Here is a 5,814-nt window from a genome sequence, read left to right as displayed (position 1 = left end):
CTTCTTCATCTGCAGAACTCCCTCTTAACGAGAAAATTCTACTTCTCCCAGCGCCGGTTTGCGGGGGGCATTACCGTTGCAGCTTGTGGAAGTGCAGTTTCTCGCGGGTGAGCGCGTCGCCTACGATACCGGAGCGCGCGAGAATGAGGTCTGGCAGCAGATCTGGGTCATCGATGGCACCATCGAAGTCACGCTGGGCAACGTCGCGTGGCGGCTCGACACTGGCGATTGTCTGGCCATGCGGCTCGATCAACCGATCGGCTTCCACAATCCCACGCCGGCCACTGCACGCTATCTGGTCGGGCTCGTCACATTACCGTTCGTTGCTGCAAGAAGAACACCGTGATTCCCTTTGCTGAAAGGGATACGCGTGGCGAGCGTGCGTTGCTCGTCGCCCGTCCGCCCGACCTCAGCGCACCAGATAGCCCGCGACCCGCCAACGGCTGTCGATGCCGAAGACCATCGTCACCATCTCATGGGCCTCGGCCTTGTGCTCGAAGACCGTGTTGTACTGAATCACCACATACTCGCCGTCCGGCTGCCCGGGCAGGGTGCGCGTAAACACTGCATCCGAGGTTTTGCGCGACTTCACCCGGCCCAGCGGCTCGCGCGCGGCTTGCAGGCGCTGCGCCCAGTCGTCGGCCGTGATCGCGCGCTGGAACACCGGGGCGGCCTGCTCCCAACTCTGCTTTCCACGGTTGATGTCCGTGAGTCCCAGCCAAAGATTGGCGGCCTCGAGCGCGGGCCGCACGTCGCGATTGACATCGGCCGCCGGTGCGCTTGCGCTGCTGGCTGGGCTGGAGAAAAGCGGCGGCTGGGCCGCGCGGCGCTGCAGCGGCTCTTGCTGCGCCTGCGCCGGGCGCGCGGCAAGACCGGCAACGGCCACGACGGTCAACGCCAACATGGGAAGCCAGCGAAAGCGGGGGGCGCGATTTGACGGATAGGATCGGGTCGTCGGCATTGACGCAAACTCCTTGATACAAAAAAGACGGATCCGACTATTCTACTGGCGTGCTGGGCATGTAACGCGCGTAGCGGCGTACATTACAATGCACAACACATGTCCGCTTCCCCCCGTTGGTCATCGCCATGTTGACGACGTCTTTGCTCGCGATCACCTCACTGCTCAGCTTCATGATGTTGCTGATCATGGGGTCTCTTCTGCGCTCACGCGTGGCGGGCGTTCGCGAGTGGTGCTTCGCCAACGTTGCGGTGCTCATTGCCCTGCCGCTGTTTGCGCTGCGCGGCGTCGTCCCCGACTTCCTGTCGATTGCTGTCGCCAACGTCACCCTCGCGGGCAGTCTGCTGCTTTACTTCGCGGGCTGTGCTCGCTTTCTCGGCCGCTCGCCGCATTGGCCGGCATTGGGAGCATCGCTCGGCGTGCTCGCTGCCGCCATCGTGTTCTGGCGTTACGGCACCGACGACCCACAGGCACGCGTGGTCATCGTCTCGACGTTTCACGCGGCGTGGCTGCTGGCCACGGCCGTGCTCATTGCCCGGCATATTCCCCCGCGCCGGCATCCTTACAACTATTGGCTGACCACGGGCCTCGCGGCGGCGTTCGCCATCGGGCACGCCGTGCGCGGCGTGGTCTTCGGCTGGACGCCGGCCCCCGGCCCTGAAGTGTTCGCGCCCACGATGTTCAACGCCGTGATGCTCACCATCGGCACGATTGTCATGCCCGCCATGACGATGGGCGCGGTCATGATGATTCACGACGCCATGCTCGCCACCGCCGAAGAGGCCGCGAACCGCGACTATCTGACCGGCGCGTTGTCTCGCAAACACTTCGACCTCCTCGCACGTCAGGAGATGGCACGGGCGGTGGCCCGCGGTTGGCCTCTCTCGATCGTGGTCATCGATCTCGATCATTTCAAGCAGATCAACGATACCCACGGCCATGCGGGCGGCGACACGGTGCTTCGCGAATTCGTGAAGCTCGTGCGCGATATCCTGCGCGAAGGCGATGTCTTCGGGCGACTGGGCGGAGAAGAATTTGCCGTGCTGCTGCCGGGCACGGACACACCCGGGGCAATCCGCATTGCCGAGCGCCTGCGCAGTCAGGCGAGCCGACATCTGGTGGCCGGTCCGTTCGGCGTGTGTCAATACACGCTCAGTGGCGGCGTGGCGACGTGGCACGAGAATGAAACGCTCGAAGCGTTGTGCATGCGCGCCGACCGCGCGCTGTACGCCGCGAAGATCTCCGGACGCAATCTGGTGCTCTCCGACGTGCTGCCGAGCGACGAAACGGCCTCCGAGGCGGGCTGATCCAGCCCGGCGTCGGCCTGCAGAGTCGATGTCGATTCGCGGCGATGTGACGTCGTGAAATCGCCGATTTGCCGATTTGCCGATTTGCCTACCGGACGTTACGCCTCAAGCGCTCGAGCCTTCGCCCGCGTCGCGAAAGAACTCGCGCCGCATGCGCGCGACGTAGGCCATCAGATTCGGATGGTTGGCGATTTCGTCGCGCAGCGCCATGCGGAAATGCGGCGACGCGGCGCTACCGATGAAACCGAAAGCGGTGGCGTCGGCACCGCACGGCGCATCACCGAAAAAATAGGGTTTGTCGCCGAGCAATTCGGCCGCCGCCTGTGCGCCGCGTTTGAGCAGTTGCGTTTGCTCCTGAGGCGTATAGCGCCCGGTGCCCTGCGCGTGCAGCGTGCCGCGAATCTTGCGACGGATGAACGCTTGCGCAAGTGGGCGCACCGGCCAGGGAATCGCCTTGAAGAACGAGGCCGGCCCCTTGGCGAAGTTGTCGTCGTCGCACCAGCGCGCCTGCACGACGTGCCAATAGAAATGATCTTCCAGCGCCTTCTCGAACATCCACGCGGCGCCCCGTCGCTCGGGCGTGAGACCGGCATCGAAATCGAACCCGTACTTACGCTCGATGTGCAACCGGATCAACGTGGAGTCCGCGACGATCTCACCTTCGTCATCGATATAGGGGAGCTTGCCCTTGGGGGCATGCCGAAATCCACTGCGATCCGTCCGATAGGGCAGTCCGGCGAGCTTGAGCAGCATCTCCGCCTTGACGACAAACGGGCTGGCGTCGGGCAGCCCGAACGACGGGCCAAAGGTGTACAGGGTCAACATCGAGGTCGGGTTCCCGCAGGGTGGGTATGGCGTAAAGTATTACATGCGGCGACGACGGCGGCGACCCCGTCGGGTCGGTCAGGTCAGGTCAGGTCACGTCACTCGCGCACTGTGATTTTATACAGTATCATGTCCTCCAATCGAGGAATGTCTTATGGAAACCATCGACTGGGATCAACTGGCACTGAGCGCTGCCGAACGCGACCTTGCTGGCATCGTGAGCGCGATTGCCGCGCGCTACGCGCAACAGCGTGCGGGGACCGCGAAAGCCATATCGGCACGCACTGCCGCCGTTGCGACAGCCCCTGAGGAATCGAACGAAGCGAATAATTCGAGCGAAGCGGCAGCGGCATTGACGCTTGACTGGCGCACGCTCCTCGCCATTGCCGACGAGGCAGAGGCGGATATTGGCCTGCATGCACGGCATGAAGCATGGGCGCTGGCGCGGCTGCTGCGCCTGCCCGGCGACGAGGCGCTGCGTCGCGACGGCGCGTTACCGCAGCTCGATGCACTCGTCGATCTGCACTGGCCCGACGCCCCGGCACCGGCGGTATTCCGTGCCATCGCCGCAGCATTCGCCGGTGACGACCTGCCTGGCGACGACGCGGCGCCGTTCCCGTCCGACCGATCCGTCCGCCCGATCGCGTCGCACGCCAACGCGCCGGCATGCCCGGCCTGAGCGCGGCCGAAGTGCGCAAGCGCAACGCGACCGATGACATGCGAGACATCGCAATCGAGCACGCCGATGACGCCGCGATCCGCGATGTGATGGATCCCGACGCGCTCGCCCGCTCGCTGCCGGCGCCGATGGTCTTCGTCGATCTGGAGACGACGGGTGGCAATGCGCTCGGCGACCGCATCACCGAGATCGGCGTGGTCGAAGTCGGCCCGCATGGCGTGGAACAGTGGAGCACCCTGCTCGATCCGGCCGAACCGATCCCCCCGTTCATCCAGCAGTTGACCGGAATCACCAATGAGATGGTGCGCGGTCAGCCGTCGTTCGAGTCGCTGGCGCACGGATTGGCGGAACGTCTGCAAGGCAAGTTGTTTGTCGCCCACAATGCGCGCTTCGATTATGGCTTTCTCAAAAACGAATTCCGGCGTGCCGGCATCGCGTTCCAAGCCGATGTTTTGTGCACGGTGCGTCTGTCGCGTCTGCTGTTTCCTTCGGCGGCGCGGCATGGTCTGGATGCGCTGATCGCCCGCTTCGGCCTCGCCCCGCTGGGCCGTCACCGCGCGCTCGCCGACGCCGATCTTCTCTGGCAGTTCTGGCAAAAGCTTCACACGATTTACACGCCCGATCTGATCGAGCAGGCGGTGCAACGCGTAACCAAACGTTCGAGCCAGCCGCCGCAGTTGCCGGACGACGCCATCGATGCCTTGCCGAACCGCCCTGGCGTCTACCTCTTCTATGGCGAAGGCGACACGCTGCTGTATGTGGGCAAGAGCGTCGACATCCGCGCGCGCGTGCGTTCGCATTTCTCCAGCGATCATCAGGTTGCCAAGGATCTGCGCATCTCGCAGGAAATCCGGCGTGTGGAAGCGCGCCGCACGGCGGGCGAGCTTGGCGCGTTGCTGCTTGAGTCGCAACTCGTCAAGCAGTTGCAGCCGGTACATAACCGTCAACTGCGCCGTGCTTCGCAACTCTATAGCTGGCAACTCACGCCGGATGCCGACATGCCCGAGCTCGTCAGCGCGAAGGCGGTCGATTTTGCCGGCGCCGAGGCCTTGTACGGCACCTTCTCGTCGCGCACGCGTGCGCAGAGCGCGCTGCGCACGCTGGCGGACCAACATCGTCTGTGCTGCGCGCAGCTCGGGTTGGAAACCGTGGGTGCCGGCCGGCCGTGCTTCGGATACCAGGTCAAGCGTTGTGATGGTGTTTGCGTCGGCGATATGCCGCTCGCCGCGCACACCGAGCGGGTTCGCCAAGCGCTCGCCACGCTACGGTTGGAAACGTGGCCGTACGAAGGCCCTATCGCGGTTGAAGAACGCAGCGCCGATACCTCGGAGGTCGACTACCACGTGATCGACCGCTGGCAGTATCTGGGCACTGTGACGTCGCGTGACGCGTTGGACGCGTTCGTCGACACCTTGCCTGCCGTGACCGGCTTTGATCCTGACATTTACCGACTACTGGGCCGACGCCTTGCCGCCTTGCATCAGGCGAGCGATACCGTCGTATACGACGTCACTGACGCTCAGTCGGTCGCAGTGGAAGACGACATCCCGACGTCGGTACGCGGCAAGGCGGCACTCCTGGCCGTTCTGCCGCTGAGCCGCCCGGCGTTTCGCCTCAGTTCGCTAGATCCACCGGCCCCCACGCCCGACAAGCCCAGCGCGGCGCTGTTGCGTCGCCGTCGACCATGCCCCGAAGACCCTGCGCAATATCGGCTGCCGTTCGACGCTCAGTAGCGCAGGCTGTCGGCAACGGCCGCCGTAATGTGTCGTCTGCGGGGCACCGTCGGCCCCGTCACCGTCACCGTCACCGTCACCGTCATGCCCGCATTTAAGTTTGCAGTATGGGACCCTGACCGAATTCCGTCCCAATAGCCAGACAGATGTCAGGCGCGAGAGGCTGAGCTGGGCGATATCACCGGGAAAAAGCAAAAACCCCTTGCTACACGAGTTAGCAAGGGGTTTTTAGGGGGAGCCTGACGATTACCTACTTTCACACGGGTATCCGCACTATCATCGGCGTGGAGTTGTTTCACGGTCCTGTTC

General features: G+C 64.1%; 5 protein-coding genes and 1 pseudogene. 4 read left to right on the top strand and 2 right to left on the bottom strand.

Annotated features, from left to right (window positions below; all coding sequences use genetic code 11):
- Positions 1-73: 73 nt before the first annotated feature.
- Positions 74-346, top strand: a pseudogene (locus PCE31106_RS23760) (cupin domain-containing protein); the annotation flags it as partial.
- A gap of 63 nt (positions 347-409) precedes the next feature.
- On the opposite strand, the gene PCE31106_RS23755 reads toward PCE31106_RS23760, so the two are convergent.
- On the bottom strand, positions 410-961 hold the full coding sequence (locus PCE31106_RS23755; RefSeq protein ID WP_150564884.1) for a DUF4019 domain-containing protein: 552 nt from the start codon (positions 959-961) through the stop codon (positions 410-412).
- Positions 962-1,089: 128 nt separating this feature from the next.
- On the opposite strand from PCE31106_RS23755, the gene PCE31106_RS23750 reads away from it, so the two are divergent.
- Positions 1,090-2,268, top strand: coding sequence for a GGDEF domain-containing protein (locus PCE31106_RS23750; RefSeq protein WP_150564883.1), 1,179 nt, complete (start codon positions 1,090-1,092; stop codon positions 2,266-2,268).
- Between the two features lie 105 nt (positions 2,269-2,373).
- Here the strand turns inward: PCE31106_RS23750 and PCE31106_RS23745 are convergent, their stop codons facing one another.
- On the bottom strand, positions 2,374-3,093 hold the full coding sequence (locus tag PCE31106_RS23745; RefSeq protein ID WP_150564882.1) for a glutathione S-transferase C-terminal domain-containing protein: 720 nt from the start codon (positions 3,091-3,093) through the stop codon (positions 2,374-2,376).
- Between the two features lie 154 nt (positions 3,094-3,247).
- Here PCE31106_RS23745 and PCE31106_RS23740 point away from each other — a divergent pair, with 154 nt between their 5' ends.
- Both PCE31106_RS23740 and PCE31106_RS23735 read left to right on the top strand, forming a co-directional pair.
- Positions 3,248-3,772: a DUF2471 family protein gene (locus PCE31106_RS23740; RefSeq protein WP_150564881.1), complete on the top strand. Its 525-nt coding sequence runs from the start codon at positions 3,248-3,250 to the stop codon at positions 3,770-3,772.
- A complete protein-coding gene (locus PCE31106_RS23735) occupies positions 3,760-5,505 on the top strand; it encodes a 3'-5' exonuclease family protein (protein WP_150564880.1) in 1,746 nt (581 codons plus the stop codon). Before PCE31106_RS23740 ends, PCE31106_RS23735 begins: the two co-directional genes overlap by 13 nt.
- The last annotated feature ends 309 nt before the right edge of the window (positions 5,506-5,814 follow it).

This window comes from Pandoraea cepalis (genome assembly GCF_902459665.1).
Classification (GTDB): domain Bacteria; phylum Pseudomonadota; class Gammaproteobacteria; order Burkholderiales; family Burkholderiaceae; genus Pandoraea; species Pandoraea cepalis.
This window is presented reverse-complemented; position numbering and strand designations above follow the sequence as displayed.